Source organism: Vibrio sp. 2134-1 (assembly GCF_033339495.1).
Window position 1 is genome coordinate 1 of record NZ_JAWOUS010000529.1, and the last position, 653, is coordinate 653.

A 653-nucleotide genomic window follows, 5' to 3' on the forward strand; every position below is an offset into this window, starting at 1 on the left:
GGCGATGACTGTCTGGTTCAATCTGGCACAGTCATTGGCTCTGACGGTTTTGGTTATGCGAACGATAAAGGCGAGTGGATTAAAATCCCTCAGCTTGGTTCTGTGCGCATTGGTAACCGCGTCGAGATTGGTGCATGTACTACGATTGACCGTGGCGCACTTGAAGACACCATTATTGAAGATAATGTGATTCTTGATAACCAACTTCAAATCGCACATAACGTGCAGATCGGATATGGTACCGTGATGCCAGGTGGTACTATTGTCGCCGGCAGTACTAAAATTGGTAAGTACTGTCAGATCGGCGGCGCGTCGGTTCTAAATGGCCACATCACTATCGCAGATGGTGTTGCCATCACCGGTATGGGCATGGTAATGCGCAGTATCGAAGAAAAGGGTCTTTATTCATCAGGTATCCCATTACAGACGAACCGAGAATGGCGCAAGACGGCAACTCGTGTTCACCGTATTGACGAGATGAACAAACGCTTGAAAGCTGTTGAAAAACAGCTGGAGCAGAAAGAAGAATCTTAGTTCCATATTCTGAACAAAGACTCGCGAAATGCGGGTCTTTTTCTTCTATAATGACGCGCTATTAGTAGATTTATTATCAAGCTGGTATACACTTTGCAGGCATTTCCCAGTTTGCGGCC

At 46.2% G+C, this 653-nt stretch carries 1 protein-coding gene; it reads left to right on the forward strand.

The genetic code is table 11. The features are described 5' to 3' along the window. A partial coding sequence (locus R7R78_RS27035; RefSeq protein WP_225474725.1) for a UDP-3-O-(3-hydroxymyristoyl)glucosamine N-acyltransferase occupies positions 1-534 on the forward strand: 534 nt, incomplete at its 5' end. Positions 535-653 lie beyond the last annotated feature (119 nt).